Annotated in this window: 14 protein-coding genes and 3 tRNA genes; 15 read left to right on the top strand and 2 right to left on the bottom strand. The window is 54.2% G+C overall.

What is annotated here, in order from left to right:
- Positions 1-2 precede the first annotated feature (2 nt).
- The 4 genes from BA6348_RS16205 (at position 3) to BA6348_RS16190 (ending at position 4,638) form a co-directional block, all read left to right on the top strand.
- Positions 3-962, top strand: coding sequence for a P1 family peptidase (locus BA6348_RS16205; protein ID WP_005833495.1), 960 nt, complete (start codon positions 3-5; stop codon positions 960-962).
- Positions 963-1,014: 52 nt separating this feature from the next.
- Positions 1,015-2,232 carry a M20 family metallopeptidase gene (locus BA6348_RS16200; protein WP_005833494.1) on the top strand — a complete coding sequence of 406 codons (1,218 nt, stop codon included), beginning with the start codon at positions 1,015-1,017 and terminating at the stop codon, positions 2,230-2,232.
- 273 nt (positions 2,233-2,505) lie between these two features.
- Positions 2,506-4,287: a M3 family oligoendopeptidase gene (locus BA6348_RS16195; RefSeq protein WP_005833492.1), complete on the top strand. Its 1,782-nt coding sequence runs from the start codon at positions 2,506-2,508 to the stop codon at positions 4,285-4,287.
- Between the two features lie 108 nt (positions 4,288-4,395).
- The gene (locus tag BA6348_RS16190) at positions 4,396-4,638 is read left to right on the top strand and encodes a hypothetical protein (RefSeq protein WP_005833491.1); all 243 of its coding nucleotides are present in this window, start codon (positions 4,396-4,398) and stop codon (positions 4,636-4,638) included.
- Between the two features lie 65 nt (positions 4,639-4,703).
- Here BA6348_RS16190 and BA6348_RS16185 read toward each other — a convergent pair whose 3' ends face one another.
- Positions 4,704-5,612 (bottom strand): C40 family peptidase, encoded by a 909-nt coding sequence (locus tag BA6348_RS16185; RefSeq protein ID WP_025847594.1) that lies wholly within the window; start codon positions 5,610-5,612, stop codon positions 4,704-4,706.
- 187 nt (positions 5,613-5,799) lie between these two features.
- Between BA6348_RS16185 and BA6348_RS16180 the strand changes: the two genes are divergently transcribed.
- From BA6348_RS16180 to ppsA, 7 genes are all read left to right on the top strand, one after another.
- Positions 5,800-5,876: transfer RNA gene (locus tag BA6348_RS16180), tRNA-Asp, on the top strand.
- A gap of 33 nt (positions 5,877-5,909) precedes the next feature.
- Positions 5,910-5,985: transfer RNA gene (locus BA6348_RS16175), tRNA-Thr, on the top strand.
- 11 nt (positions 5,986-5,996) lie between these two features.
- Positions 5,997-6,083 (top strand) — tRNA-Leu (locus BA6348_RS16170).
- Between the two features lie 172 nt (positions 6,084-6,255).
- Positions 6,256-6,537, top strand: coding sequence for a helix-turn-helix domain-containing protein (locus BA6348_RS16165; protein WP_005833488.1), 282 nt, complete (start codon positions 6,256-6,258; stop codon positions 6,535-6,537).
- Positions 6,498-7,289 (top strand): ABC transporter substrate-binding protein, encoded by a 792-nt coding sequence (locus tag BA6348_RS16160; RefSeq protein WP_122953440.1) that lies wholly within the window; start codon positions 6,498-6,500, stop codon positions 7,287-7,289. Before BA6348_RS16165 ends, BA6348_RS16160 begins: the two co-directional genes overlap by 40 nt.
- Before the next feature lie 25 nt (positions 7,290-7,314).
- A complete protein-coding gene (locus BA6348_RS16155) occupies positions 7,315-7,815 on the top strand; it encodes an ABC transporter substrate-binding protein (protein ID WP_242507363.1) in 501 nt (166 codons plus the stop codon).
- A gap of 304 nt (positions 7,816-8,119) precedes the next feature.
- Positions 8,120-10,732 carry a phosphoenolpyruvate synthase gene (ppsA, locus tag BA6348_RS16150; RefSeq protein WP_122953439.1) on the top strand — a complete coding sequence of 871 codons (2,613 nt, stop codon included), beginning with the start codon at positions 8,120-8,122 and terminating at the stop codon, positions 10,730-10,732.
- 75 nt (positions 10,733-10,807) lie between these two features.
- Here the strand turns inward: ppsA and BA6348_RS16145 are convergent, their stop codons facing one another.
- Positions 10,808-11,206, bottom strand: coding sequence for a hypothetical protein (locus tag BA6348_RS16145; RefSeq protein ID WP_141333628.1), 399 nt, complete (start codon positions 11,204-11,206; stop codon positions 10,808-10,810).
- Positions 11,207-11,290: 84 nt separating this feature from the next.
- Here BA6348_RS16145 and BA6348_RS16140 point away from each other — a divergent pair, with 84 nt between their 5' ends.
- From BA6348_RS16140 to BA6348_RS16125, 4 genes are all read left to right on the top strand, one after another.
- Positions 11,291-11,908, top strand: coding sequence for a VanW family protein (locus tag BA6348_RS16140; RefSeq protein ID WP_122953438.1), 618 nt, complete (start codon positions 11,291-11,293; stop codon positions 11,906-11,908).
- 149 nt (positions 11,909-12,057) lie between these two features.
- Entirely contained in the window at positions 12,058-12,591 is a 534-nt protein-coding gene (locus BA6348_RS16135) for a hypothetical protein (RefSeq protein WP_122953437.1), read from the top strand.
- Between the two features lie 72 nt (positions 12,592-12,663).
- Positions 12,664-13,290 carry a fumarylacetoacetate hydrolase family protein gene (locus tag BA6348_RS16130; RefSeq protein WP_122953436.1) on the top strand — a complete coding sequence of 209 codons (627 nt, stop codon included), beginning with the start codon at positions 12,664-12,666 and terminating at the stop codon, positions 13,288-13,290.
- 283 nt (positions 13,291-13,573) lie between these two features.
- Entirely contained in the window at positions 13,574-14,479 is a 906-nt protein-coding gene (locus tag BA6348_RS16125) for a C40 family peptidase (protein ID WP_122953435.1), read from the top strand.
- The last annotated feature ends 79 nt before the right edge of the window (positions 14,480-14,558 follow it).

The raw sequence follows: 14,558 nt of genomic DNA, 5'->3' as shown, positions 1-14,558 counted from the left end.
CCATGACAGGAACCATTGTCGATGTGCCCGGCATTCGCGTCGGGCATGCGCAAAATGAAGCAGCGCTGACGGGTTGCAGTGTCGTGTTGCTGGAAAAGCCGTCTGTGTGCGGCGTGGATGTCCGGGGCTCTGCCCCGGGCACCCGCGAGACGGATTTGCTGGACCCGCTCAATCTGGTCAGCGTCGTCCACGCCATCTGCCTGTCCGGTGGCAGTGCCTACGGCCTGGACGCGGCCTCAGGCGTGATGCAGTATTTGGAGGAAAAGGGCATCGGGCTGGACGTAGGCTACGGCGTCGTCCCGATTGTCCCGGCCGCCGTCCTGTTCGATTTGGCAGTCGGCGATTACCGGGTGCGGCCGGATCGGCAGATGGGCTATCAGGCGGCGCTGGCAGCAAGCTCGGAGACTGTCGCCCAAGGGAATGTCGGCGCGGGTACGGGCGCTTCCGTCGGCAAGCTGAACGGGTTTGCCCATGCGATGAAAAGCGGCCTCGGCAGCGCGTCGCTGACTTTGCCGAGCGGACTGGTCATCGGCGCACTGGTCGCGGTCAATGCGGTCGGTCATGTCGTGGAGCCGAAGACAGGGGTCATTCTCGCCGGGCCGCGCGATGAGCGGGGGGAGATTCGAGACAGCATGGACATGATGCTCCAGCATGCTTTTTCGCCGATTCCTCCGGGCACGAACACGACGATTGCCGTCGTCGCCAGCAATGCGAAGCTGACCAAGGCCCAGGCGCAAAAGGTTGCGCAAATGGCGCACGACGGGCTTGCCCGCACCATTCGCCCGATTCATACGATGTACGATGGCGACACGATTTTTGCCGTCGCCACCGATGAAGTAGGGGCGGCGGTCGATCTCGTCGGGGCGCTGTCGGCGGATGTGCTTGCCGAGGCCGTGATTCAGGCTGTCAAGGCGGCAAAGGAAGCGGGCGGCCTTCCGGCGTGGAGCAGTTACGACAGTTGACGCTTCGGCAGCTTTCTTTTCCACACATAGGAACGGATGGGAGGACGGGCAGATGAGTCAAGTAATATCCTTTGTTGACGAGCAAGAGGTTGTGCGTTTGACGCAGGAGCTGGTGCGGATTCCGAGTGTGTTTCGCCCGGAGCAGGCCGGGGCGAACGAGGAGCGGGTCGCCTTGTTTGTGGCCGACTATTTGCGCAAGATGGGGCTGCAAGTTTTTTATGAGGAAGTCGTGCCCGGCAGGCCCAACGTCATCGCTTTTTACGACTCCGGGAGACCGGGGAAAACGCTGCTGTTCGAAGCGCATACCGATGTCGTGACCGAAGGCGACCGGGATGCCTGGAGCTACGATCCGTTCGGAGCAGCCATTTCCGGCGGCCGCATCTACGGACGTGGCTCTTGCGACACAAAAGGAAACCTCGCTGCCGCCATTTGCGCGGTCAAGGCCATCCAGCGCTCCAAGGAGGCGTTCGCCGGAAAAATTTTGCTGTGCATCCCGTGCGACGAGGAAGGCATGATGATCGGGATCAAAGACTTTATCCGCAAAGGCTGGGCGCAAGGGGTTGACGCCGCGATCATCTGCGAGCCGGAGGAAAACCAGCTTTGCGTCACGCAAAAAGGAGCGATGCGGGCGATCTTGCGCACGTACGGCAAAATGGCGCACGGAGCGATGCCGCTGACCGGAATCAATCCGAACACGCGGATGGCCCGGGCGATCGTCGCCCTCGAGGAGCTGGAGCGGAGGGAAATGGCGCGGCTTGGCGAACACCCGATGCTTGGCTGGCCGAGCATCACGCCTACGATTGTGCAGGCGCCTGTCAAGGGCGATGCCCAGATCAACGTCGTGCCGGACCAGTGCATGACGACGCTCGATATTCGAACCGTCCCGGGTCAGGACCACGAGCAGTTGCACGGCGAAATGCAGGCGATCCTCGAAGCGCTGGCCCGCGAGGACGACAAGTTCAGGGCGACGCTGGAAGTGATCGAGGAGCGGCCGTGGACGTTGACCGGAATGGAGGAGGAAGTCGTGACTTCGGTAGCCAGCGCGTATCGGGAAATTACGAAAAGAGAGCCTGTCTACAACGGCGTGCCCGGCGCGACAGACGGCACCTTTTTGCACAAGGCCGGCATTCCGATCTTGACGACGGGGGCGGGTGATCGCCACATTCCCCATCATGCCGACGAGTACGTGGACATTGACCAGTTGGTCGAATCGACGCAACTGTTTGCCTTGTCTGCCCTGACGTTTTTGACGCAGCCTGTCCGGGCGTGACGGAAAAGACGGACTTTGCCCAAGCGCGCGGCAAAGTCTTTTTTCGCGTGCAGGCACTTAAAGAAGCACGGGAGCAAGCCTGTCTGCCTCGGCTCTTGGCTTGGCAAAACTTGCAGTCACGGCGCAAAGACTGTAACTTTTCCCCTGCAAGTCGCGTCTTACCATTTTGTGAGAGCATTGTTTTTATAAAAACTTGCTTAATCTATCCAAATTTTTTTACAATAGAGTCTGTTACATAGAATACATAGGCAAGATGAGAGGGAGGCCGGACCCATGAATATGCGCTGGAACTTGGACGTTTTGTACACGTCGTTCGACTCGCCAAAGTGCAAGCAAGACTGGGAAAAACTATGCCGGGAGATGGACGAGGTAAAAAGCTGGGCAGCCTCAAGCCTGCAAACGACCGATGACGCCGTCCAGAAAATGGAGGCGTACATTACCCGGATGACTTCGATTTTGCAGACCCAATACCGCCTGTACGCGTTTGGCGAGCTGACGGCAAGCGTGGACGCGAAAAACGAAAAAGCGCTGCAATTCATCGAAAAAGTGCAGGAGCAGTCCGTCGAGCTGGTAGAGCCGGGCGTGCTGTTCCAAAAATGGCTCGGCCAACTGGACAATTTGAGCGAGCTGATTTGCCAGTCCGAGCTGCTGGAAACGCATCGCTTCATGCTGACCGAATTGTCCGAGAAGAGCAAGTACATGCTCAGCGAAAAAGAAGAAATCATTTTGGCGAAAATGAAAAACACAGGCTCCAACGCCTGGACGAAGCTGCAGGAAATGCTGACCTCGACGCTCTTGGTAGACATCACCATCGACGGAGAGGCCAAACAGCTTCCGCTGCCTGTCGTGCGCAACATGGCGCATGAAAAAGACGCCGAGCTGCGCAAGGCGGCTTACGAGGCAGAGCTTGCCGCTTACAAAAAGATCGAGGAATCGTCAGCGGCGAGCTTGAACGGGATCAAGGGAGAAGTCATCACCGTAGCCAAGCTTCGCGGCTATGAGTCGCCGCTGGAAAAAACATTGCTCGACTCGCGCATGGACAAGGCGACGTTGGACGCGATGCTTGCCGCGATGAAGGAAAGCTTGCCGGCCTTTACGAAGTACTTCCGGGCAAAAGCAAAGCTGCTCGGACACGAAAACGGCTTGCCGTTCTACGACCTGTTTGCTCCGGTGGGCGAAGCCGACATGCGCTTTACGTATCAGGAAGCGCGCGACTTTATTGTCAAGCACTTTGGTAGCTTTAGCGAAAAGCTGGCGAATTATGCCGCCCGCGCTTTTGACAACCAGTGGATTGACGCCGAGACTCGCGAAGGCAAGCGCGGCGGAGCGTTTTGCTACAACCTGCACATGGTCGGGGAGAGCCGGATCATGGCGAACTACACAGGCAGCTACAACGACGTCAGCACGTTGGCACACGAGCTGGGACACGGCTACCATGGCGAATGTCTCGTGCAGGAAGCGTTCTACAACAGCGATTACCCGATGCCGATCGCGGAAACCGCGTCGATTTTGTGTGAGACGATCATTGCCAAGGCCGCTTTGGCCCAGGCGACCCCAGAGGAAGCCTTTTCCATTCTGGAAAACGACATCTCCGGCGCAAGCCAGGTCATTGTCGATATTTACAGCCGCTACCTGTTTGAAACGGCCGTCTTTGCCCGCCGCGCAGAAGGCTCCCTGTCTGTCAACGAGCTGAAGGAACTGATGCTGCAAGCGCAAAAGGACGCCTACGGAGAGGGGCTTGACCATGCTGTGCTGCACCCGTACATGTGGGTGTGCAAGCCGCATTACTACAGTGCCGATTTCAACTTCTACAACTTCCCGTACGCCTTTGGCTTGCTGTTCGCAAAAGGCTTGTACGCCGAGTACGTGAAGCGCGGCGAAGCGTTTGTCCAGCAGTATGACGAGCTTTTGTCTGTCACAGGCAAAATGAGCATTGCCGATGTGGCCGCGATCATGGACGTCGACGTGCGCTCGGTTGACTTCTGGCGCAACTCGCTTGCGCTGATTGCCAAAGATATTGATACGTTTGTGGAGCTGGCCGCTGCGCGTGCGTAAAGCCCACAGCCCACAGGAAAAAACGTCCGATCGTCATGTCGGGCGTTTTTTTGCGCATAGCAACGAACCGACCGGGAGAAAGTAAGAAAAAACAAATGAGGTGATTACGTGGTAAACGGATTGCAGTTACTCGACCTACTACGGGAAACAGAGAACAAAATGCTGCATCTACATAGAGCCATAGACAGAGTCAGCAGCGAACCTGATTTCAAAGAGTCGGTCAGCGTTCTCACCGTAGTTGTGCGCGATTACCAGCTTCAGCTCGACAAGATGAAGCAGGCCTTGGGCAAAATCGAAATTGGGGCCAACCAGACACCTCCCCAGGCCGGACACAACACGGAAATTCATTGATCCGAACTCACAGGAAAACAGCCCACAACCTGGTGACAGGTGTGGGCCGTTTTTTCGGGGGATTGCTACTGGAATTCGGCGTAGCGCTTGACGCCGTAGAACGGATACAGCTTGTGCATGTACTCCACCTTGCCGTAGCGAACGTCTTCGCCGTTTGCATGGACGATGGTGCCATTGCCCAAGTAGATCGCTACGTGGGACACGCGTCCTTTTCCGAGCGAATCGTAAAACAGCAGGTCGCCCGGCTGCGCTTGCTCGAGCGGAATGGATACGCCCCCGCGGAATTGATCCTCGGATGTACGCGGAAGTGTAACCCCGAGGCGGCTAAATACGTATGAAGTAAAGCCGCTGCAATCAAATCCGTCCGGTGTGGTTCCTCCGAGCACATACGGAGTTTTGAGCAGTGGTTCAAAGATCGATTCGAGACGGTGCAGGCTTGCGGAATCGACATCGCCTGCGAACGCAACGTCAGGGGCGAGCTTTGGACTCAAGTAAGCGGAGAAGACGTAGGCTTCATCATCTTCGAACTCGATTTTGGTCCACTCGCTGCCAGTCTCGACGACTTCAACCACGTCACCGAACTTCAGCTTGCCTAAAATTCTCGCATCCGTCGACGCTTTTTTGCGCACATTCAGCACGTCTACCGTCACGCGCGCTTTTTCGCCAGCCGTCAGTTCTTCCGGCTCGTTGTTGGCGGAGTCAATCGAGGCGGCTACGACATCGAGAGGGACGTCGGCTGCACCGCCTGTCGACAGGCTGCCTTCAGGCAAGGACAAAGTCTGGCCAATCGACAGTTGATCGCTTTTCAGTTGGTTCACTTGCATGAGCTGGCTGACCGTAGTCTGGTGCTCACGGGCAATTTTGCTCAACGTGTCCCCTGCTGATACTACATACACTCCAGAGGCGGCGTGAGCAGCAGTAGGCAGCAGAGTGAAGAGGGCGAGGGAGGTGAGTAGCTTCGAAGTAAGTTTCATATCATCGTCTCCACCAATCTACTATTTTCTGCATATCTAGATAAAATTCTAGCGGATTTTCAATGGTAAATCTATGAAAAAATGATGTAGAAAAAAAGATTTCAAAAACTATTGCAAAGTTGGTAGAAGACATGCTATATTACAGAAGTGCCCACGAGAGTGAGCAAAAGTTGGAAATAAACCACATGGAGCTGTGGTGAAGTTGGAGTTCACGCCGGTCTGTCACACCGGAGGTCGCGGGTTCGAGTCCCGTCAGCTCCGCCATTCTTCGATACACGAATGGCGAATATTATCTATGCCGGTGTAGCTCAATTGGTAGAGCACCTGACTTGTAATCAGGGGGTTGTGGGTTCGATTCCTATCGCCGGCACCACGTTTTCATTTGCGGTCGTGGCGGAATTGGCAGACGCGCTAGATTCAGGTTCTAGTGGTGGCAACACCGTGGAGGTTCAAGTCCTCTCGACCGCACCATACCAGTAAACGACAGGCTTTTGGGCTGCTTTTTCCGGCAGAACAAAAGCCTTTTTGCTATTCATGATCTGGATTAGGCTGACACTGCTGGCAGCGGCAGGCTTGTCCCGCTTCCAGCTACACGCAAGCGAGCGGCTGCGACTCCGGCCGCCCCGCCGCCTGGGAGACGGGCGTGAGCTTCGTCGAATACCTGGGCCGGGTCCGAATCCGCAAAGGCCAGGAGCTGCTCCAGTTGTCGGACAAAGATTTGCATCTGATTGCGCAGGAAACCGGGTTTGCCAACGATTATTATTTCAGCCGAAAGTTTAAGCAGATTGTGGGCGTTCCGCTGACGGTGTACAGAAAGCAGCCGAAACGAATCGCCGTCCTGATGCCGCACGCCACAGTATGCCTGCTGGCCTGGGGATCGTCCCGGTGTTTGGCGTCGTCGGCTTGTGGATGGAGCCGTGGCTGACTGCTCATTACCGGGAGCGGCTCGACTGCTCAGGTTTCAGGCAAGGGGAGTGGTACAGCGACAAAACCGTCCAGTGGCTCGCGGCGAATCCGCCCGACCTCATCATGGTGTATCGGGAAGAGTACACCGAGAGCTTGTGGGAGATCGCCCCGGTGTTCACGATTCCCGAGGAATGCAGCGATTGGCGGGAGGAACTGCTCGTGCTCGCGGCAGCCGTGGGGCGTCGCGAACAGGCAGAACGCTGGCTCCTGCTGTTTGACGAAAGAGCTTTGGCGGTAAAAAACAAGCTGGTCGTCCAGCGTGCCCGAGGCGAGACGTTTTTGATCGAGAAAATCGTCTCGGGCAAATGCTACGTTTACAGCAACATGACGAGCATGGGCGGGTGTCTGATATACGATGTGCTGGGCTTGCAGCCGCCGACTGCCGTGCAGCGGAACATGATCGAAAAAGGGCTGCTGAACATACACGTCCCGCTGGACGATCTGCCCGATTACTCCGCCGATCACATTTTTTTGTTCCTCTATCATTCGCATTGGCCCCCCGCCGAGTGCGAGGTATTGGAGTCGAGCGTGTGGCGCGGTCTGCCGGCAGTAAAAAACGGCCGCGTGTACGAGCCGGACCCGAATGTTTTTTACGGGTACGATCCTTTGGCGATGGAGAAGCAATTGGACTGGCTGGAGGAAAATGGTCCAGTCACATTTCGGCTGAATTTTCGTCATTTGTCTGCATGGACAAACTTTCTGCCCTCTTGATACGCTTGATTCGATAATAATTCTCATGAATGCGACCGCGACACTTGTTCATCCGAACGGAAAAGAGCTTGCCGTGCTCGGCGACAACTTCGGGCGGGGCGGGGAAGCGATCTACCATGCGATCGGCTTCAAGGCCAATGAGCGGGTGCAGCGTGAAGTGATCGACAGCGGCGCACAGTACCAGGCGATTTCGCTTGAGCTGCTCCAAGAATACGCCGACGCAGACATCGTGTTTCTCTGCTCATGGGACCAAACGACCGAGGAAGAGCTGAAGGCGGTTGTCGATAGCGGAGTGTGGAGGCAGCTTCCGGCTGTCCGGGAGAATCGCGTCATCGTCCTCGATTACAAAACCTTTTTCTACTTTGACCCGATATCCGTCCTCGGCCAGATCGAGGCGTTGGCCGACGTGATCGAGCGCACAACGGGGCGAAACAGAAGCAGTGAGGTCCGAGGTTTCTGGCACGATGGGGGGGGCGGGCCAGTCCTAGAAATTTCTTTGACATGTCTAGTTTTTATGATACAATAGCAAAGGCGATTGAGATTTGAACAGTCGTGATTGTTCCAACATTCGCATTCTCTAACAGATTGCCTGGACGCGTTCCAGGTTTTTTTATATGCTTTTCAGCTTGGAGCGGCATGAATGAAAAGAACCTGGCAAAACTGCCCAGGTTCTTTTTGATTGCGCCTAAAAAGACACGATGATATAATCAGAGCACACGAGTGTACTCAATTTTATGGTTAGTGGTATCTCATTTTACACTTTAATTGTATCACCCGCACAAACACCTGTCAAATGCTTTTTCACAATGGAATGGTTAGGGGAGATCGGAATGAGTGCTTTGGTCCTCGGTTTTCAGGAAATGGAAAAAACAGCGCGGTTGCTCGTTGGCGGCAAAGGGATCAATCTGGGGGAGCTATCGAAAATCCCCGGCATACAAGTCCCGGAAGGATTTTGTATGACCACAGCGGGCTATCAAAAAGCCATCGAACAAAACGAGACGTATCATGCTTTGCTGGATCGACTGGCGAGGCTGAGCGCAGAAGACCGGGAGCCAATTGGTGAAATCAGCAGGCAGCTTCGGCAAATTATCAGGGAAGCCGAAATTCCCGCCGATGTGGTCGAAGCCGTGACGCACTATCTCTCCCGCTTTGGAGCGGAACACGCTTATGCCGTGCGCTCGAGTGCGACTGCGGAAGATTTGCCGCACGCTTCTTTTGCTGGTCAACAGGACACCTATTTGAACATCATCGGCATAGAAGCCATTTTGCAGCATATGAGCCAATGCTGGGCGTCGCTGTTTACGGATCGCGCGGTCATTTACCGGATGCAAAACGGATTTGACCACCGCCATGTTTCTTTATCCGTCATCGTACAAAGGATGGTTTTCCCTCACGCTTCCGGGATTTTGTTTACCGCCGACCCGATTACAGCCAACCGGAAGCTGCTGTCTATCGACGCCAGTTTTGGACTTGGCGAAGCACTCGTCTCTGGCCTCGTATCCGCCGATTGTTATCGAGTAAAGGACGGGGACATCGTCGACAAAAGGATCGCAACCAAAACGTTGGCGATTTACGGACGAAAAGAAGGCGGGACGCAGACGGAGCAGATCGAGCCTGAGCGGCAAAAGGCGCAAACTCTTACCGACCCGCAAATTTTGCAACTGGCACGCATCGGCAGACAGATCGAAGCTTATTTGGGCTGCCCGCAAGATATCGAATGGTGTTTGGCTGACGATACGTTTTACATTGTCCAGAGCCGTCCGATTACGACTTTGTACCCCATCCCGGAAGCGAACGATCAAGACAATCACGTCTACGTATCGGTGGGCCACCAGCAAATGATGACCGACCCGATGAAGCCTTTGGGCATGTCTGTTTTTCTGTTGACGACGAATGCCCCCATGCACAAAGCCGGTGGCAGGCTGTTTGTCGATGTGACAAAGATGCTCGCTACACCTGACAGCAGGCAAATGCTGATAAATACATTGGGACAATCCGACCCGCTCATAAAAGACGCGCTGCTGACGATCATCGAGCGAGATTTTATCCGATTGTCACCAACAGATGACAAAGAACAGTCCCCCGGCAACAGCAATCCAGATAGGCTGCCCGCCAGTTTGGAAACACCGATCGAAGACGATCCGGCCATCGTCGCTGAGTTGATTGCGCGCAATCAAAACGCGCTCGAACAGGTAAAGCAAACCATCCAAACGAAATCCGGGCCTGATTTGTTTTCCTTTATTCTCGAAGACATCCAGCAGTTAAAGCAGGTGTTATTTGTCCCGAAAAACTTGGGCGTGATTATGGCTGCGCTGAATGCTTCGGCATGGATCAACGAAAAAATGAACGAGTGGCTGGGTGAAAAAAACGTAGCAGACACGCTTTCCCAATCGGTGCCAAACAACATTACGTCGGAAATGGGGCTGGCGCTCCTTGATGTTGCTGATGCGATTCGCCCTTATCCAAAGGTCATTGACTATTTGCAGCACGCACAAGCAGATCACTTTTGGGAGGAACTGCTCAAACTGGATGGCGGACAGGAAGCGCATGACGCGATCCAGGCGTATCTCGAAAAATACGGAATGCGCTGTGCCGGAGAAATTGATCTGACGAGAACGCGTTGGAGTGAAAACCCGCTCACGCTCGTCCCCATGATTTTGGGCAACATCAAAAACTTTGAGCCGAACGCTGGCAAGCGGAAATTTGAGCAAGGGCGACAGGAAGCGCTTAAAAAAGAACAAGAGATCATCGAGCGAGTAAAGCAATTGCCGGACGGGGAACAAAAAGCAAAAGAAACGAAACAAATGATCGACCGCATCCGAAACTTCATCGGTTATCGCGAATATCCCAAATACAGCATCTTGAATCGCTACTTCGTCTATAAGCAAGCTTTGCTGAAAGAAGCCGAACAACTCGTACAAGCGGGTGTTCTTCGCGAAAAAGAAGACGTGTACTATCTCACTTTGGAAGAGTTTCACGAAGTGGTGCGCACGAACAAGCTGGACCAGCAGGTCATCAGCCAACGAAAAGAAGACTACCAATTTTTCGAAAAGCTGACACCGCCGCGTGTCATCACGTCTGATGGTGAAATCATTGCGGGCAAGTACAAGCGGGAAAGCTTGCCCGCCAATGCGCTTGCAGGTCTTGCTGTTTCTGCCGGAGTGATCGAGGGGCGGGCGCGTGTCATTTTACACATGGAAGAGGCGAACCTGGAAGAAGGGGATATACTGGTCACCTCCTTTACTGACCCGGGCTGGACACCTTTGTTTGTATCGGTCAAAGGTCTGGTCACCGAAGTGGGCGGACTGATGACCCACGGGGCAGTAATCGCGCGTGAATACGGCTTGCCGGCCGTTGTCGGCGTGGAAAACGCCACCCGTCTCATAAAAGACGGGCAACGCATTCGCGTGCACGGAACAGAGGGGTATGTGGAGATTTTGTGATGGCTGAAGCCGTCAAGCTCGCGAGCGAGTCGAGTAGATGAGCGGTTGCCTTTGGTTGCAAGGCAGGACGAGCGATCAAAGAAAGTTTTTCGACCAAGGAAGGTTGAAGAACTTTCTTTTTTTCGCTACAATCAGAATGATGATAATGAATTTCATTTTCAAAAATAAAAGCTTCATGCCTGAAACACCGCAGGCTGTTCCTGACCTGGCGTGAAGCATAGCGCCATTTTGTCCAGAAGAAAACGAGAAAAACCGGGCGGGGCGCTCGGCGTGATCGGCGAGAACGATGCAGAATGGCGACTTAGAGACAGACCGCAGCAGCAAGGACGGTCTGCCTTTTTGCGCCAGAAAAAGCGCAGGCGGATGTCCACCGTCCGGCTGCTCACCTGTTCCTTGAAAACTGTCCAAGATTTGCGGGTTGCTCGCCGCGTCAAGCGTGGGATACAGTAGAGTGGCGAGCATTGTGATCGACACGTTGCAGGCTTGCAGCATTCGCAAGCTTTTTTGCGCGAGCCGAAAAAAGAGACAGCACGAATGAAAGCGAGGGAGTAGAGGAGCATGAACAAATTCCGGTTCATAGGCATCAGTGTGATGACAACAGCCTTCCTGTTTTCAGCGTGTACGGCAGTCCTTCCCACACCTGCATCTGCCCTGGGCACAGCAGAGCTTTCCCCTGCAGAGCAGCGCGAAGCTTTTTTGGACAAAATGGACATCAAAGACAAAGAAGTCCTCGGCTTTTACCATACGACGATGGAAGGCAGCTCTGACGCGCGCAAGCACAATATCAAGAAGGCGCTGAAAAAGATCAACCAGGAAAAAATCAAGCCGCAAGCTGTTTTTTCTTTTAATGAAGAAGTAGGCAATTCCAACATAGAGGAAGACGGCTGGGAAAAGGCAGGGACGATCTTGAACGGGCAGCTTGTCGACGACTTCGGCGGCGGGATTTGCCAAGTATCCAGCACGCTGTACAATGCGACAGCGGAAGCCGGGATGACGATCGTGGAGCGGCACAATCACAGCAAGTCGGTGGGCTACGTGCCGGCAGGCCAGGACGCAACGGTAGCTTACGGCGTCCTCGATTTTCAGTTCCAGAACCCGTACGACTTTCCTGTCAAAATAAAAGCGAAAGCGTACAACGAAAACGATGTAGTCATCGCCATCGTCCGCGCATCATGACAACAACGCAAAAGCAGGGGGACATCAAATTGGGATGTACCTCCTGTTTTTTTTGTCTGCTATAAATGTAAAATAATGGATGTACCGAAACATTATTTGGTTTTGAGGCAGGCATTCCTGACCATACTGTGTGAAAAGGAGGTGCCGTGATGTACGTACAGGTGACAGGTGACCCGCATAATCAGCGCGTGGTCGTCATGGGCGAGCCTTTGGGCTCTTGCCAGGAGGATGGCTACTATCTTTTGCCTGGTCGGCTTGTCGCAGCGCTAAAGCCGGAAGATTTGCCTGTCGGGATGGCATTCAGACTCCAGGGCGCCCTTCCTTCGGGGTATGGATTTTATCGGGAGGACTCGGTTGTCTTTCGCAGGAGAAACGATTCCTCCGCACTTTGGATCGAGGTAACTTCCACCTATGTCATCTCGGAATGGGATGGCTTGTTTTCGCTGGACGCGACCGTTCAGGCGCGCCGAGCGGTCATTGAGCAGCACCCGCAGCTCGCGTTTGTCCTCTGCGAAAAAAAAGAGCAGGTCGTGCGCCTTCGTTACGGGTTCATGTGGAGCTCGGAGGAGGAGACGGATTTGGAGAGCGCGCTGGAAGCGATTTGCGATACAGTGTTTGAAGTGGAGGCGCGCGGCAACGCCAGGCTCTGGCCGGGCTATGACAACTGCTTTGACGAGTATTGACCGGCTGTTTTTCGTCCTCTTTCCCATGATATAGTAAATGGGAGCGACAAGCTTTCATAAGGAGAGGACAAAATGGAACAGATCCGCAATATTTACTGTGTGGGCCGCAATTACCGGCTGCATGCGGCCGAACTGGGGAACGACGTACCGAAAAAACCGATGATTTTTGCCAAGCCGACACACGCTCTGGCTGTGACGAACGGACAGGAGATCGAGCTGCCTGGGACGCGCGGAGAGCTTCATTATGAAGCGGAGCTGGTCGTGCATCTGGCACGGCCGTATGAACCGGGCTGCACGCTTGCCGAGCTGGTCGACAAGATCGCCCTTGGCATTGATTTTACTTTGCGCGATGTGCAGAGCGAGCTGAAGAGTGCAGGCCATCCGTGGCTGCTTGCCAAAGGCTTCCCTCATTCCGCGATCTTGACGCCGTTTCACCCGTTTCCAGGGCTTGCGGCGATGCAGCAGACAGACTTTTCCCTGCTCAAAAACGGCGAGCAGGTGCAGCGGGGAAATATTCGCGATGTGATTTTTAATCTGGAGACGATCATTGCTTACGTCGCGGAGCATTTTGGCTTGGGTCAGGGCGATGTGATTTACACGGGGACTCCTGCGGGTGTCGGACCGGTCGCCGATGGCGATGTGCTGACCCTCAAATGGGGCGACGAAGAGTGGGGCCAGTTTACGGCCAAACTGAAATAAAAACGGGCAGTTATGCCGGGTGAAAAGACCCATCTTCTGACAGGATCAGGCAGAAGATGGGTTTTTGTTTGAAAAAGCGCCATTGAAACCGATTCTCAACTGTGTCTGGTTCTATGGAACTAAAAGGCAGGAATGGCCTGTTGTGCGCCTTGTTTTCTGATTAGTCCGATGCTACTAATTCCATGATTGGTAAATTTTACGGTCTTATCCTCCCGTTTCCTCCTGGGGTAATCTGTCCATGTACCCACGACGGGTGCCACAACATGACAAGGAGGAAAAGAAAGTGACGAAACGAGATTGGGTAATGAAGTCAACAGTAGCAGTCATGCTGAGTACGTCCCTGTTAATGGGTGGTCAAGTTGGACAGGCGGCCGCTAAGACGCAAGATTCGAAACAGTCTGATGTTGTACAGATCGCGACATCTTTGATTGGGAAAGATTATGAATATAAAGCAAAAGGTCCAAAACAGTTCGGGTCTGCAGAGCTGGCTACGTACACGTACAAGCAAATCGGCATTTCCATTGGCAGCACGATTTCGAGCTTGTCCAAAGCAGGCAAAAAAGTCTCCCAAAACAGCGTAGAGCCGGGAGACCTGGTGTTCTTCTCGTCCAATGGAACAGGAAGCCCCACATTTATGGGCATATACATAGGCAATGACCAATTTGTCTACTCCTCTCAAAGCGAGGATGCCGTCGTCCTGAAAAGCTATTCGGAATACAGCAATAAGTTCGTCGGCGCACGCCGCATTTTGGATGAGACAAGCTCTTCCGACAATTCCGGCAGCAAGCCGGAGCAACCGGCAAGCAATCTGGCCGACAAGGTCATCAAGATCGGCGAGAAATACATGGGCACGAAGTACAAATACGGCTCCAGCAGCAGCACGACCAAGACGTTTGACTGCTCGTCCTTTACCCAGCGCGTCTTCAAGGAAGCGGGAATCACGTTGCCGCGCGACTCCCACCAGCAATCGACCGTAGGGACGACTGTGTCCAAGAAGAACTTGCAAAAAGGCGACCTGGTCTTCATGAAGGCTTCTGTCAACAGCTCTTCTGACCGGATTACGCACGTGGCGATCTACGCCGGAGACGGCAAAATTTTGCACACGTACGGCAGCCCGGGCGTGACGTACTCCAAGTTCGACGGAACGAACTGGGAGAAGCGCGTGGTCAAAATCAAACGCGTCCTGTAGCCGCTAAAGGCTCCCCTAACTGCATACGGTAAACACCGTTCAGTCGGCTCTCGTGCTCGTGTGCATGAGAGCCTTTGTT

This window comes from Brevibacillus agri, assembly GCF_004117055.1.
In the GTDB taxonomy this organism is placed as follows: Bacteria; Bacillota; Bacilli; order Brevibacillales; family Brevibacillaceae; genus Brevibacillus; species Brevibacillus agri.
This window is presented reverse-complemented; position numbering and strand designations above follow the sequence as displayed.